Raw genomic sequence first — 326 nt, forward strand, 5'->3', positions numbered from 1 at the left:
TTTTCGGCGGCGACATTGCCCTTTTCGTCAGGATTGCCGCTCTTCCAGATCGCGTCCCAGCTGCCGAGATCCGACCATTGGAAGGGCGAGGGAACGACGGCTGCGTTCCTGGTCTTTTCCATGACCGCGTAGTCGATCGAGATATCGGGGCTTTCAGCGAAGGCCGCCTTGTCGAGGCGGATGAAGTCGAGATCCTTGACGCCTCGAGCGATGGCTTCGCCTGCGGCCTTGAGGACATCGGGGGCAAACGTGGTCATCTCGCTGAGCAGCTTGGCGACCGGGAACATGAACATGCCGGAGTTCCAGTAGAAGCCGCCGGATGCCAG

At 60.7% G+C, this 326-nt stretch carries 1 protein-coding gene; it reads right to left on the bottom strand.

Annotated features, from left to right (window positions below; all coding sequences use genetic code 11):
• The coding region (locus ACCD05_RS31815; RefSeq protein WP_413397661.1) for a sugar phosphate nucleotidyltransferase at positions 1–326 on the bottom strand (326 nt) is incomplete at both ends.

The sequence above is a fragment of the Rhizobium sp. Rhizsp42 genome, assembly GCF_047304155.1.
Lineage (GTDB): Bacteria > Pseudomonadota > Alphaproteobacteria > Rhizobiales > Rhizobiaceae > Rhizobium.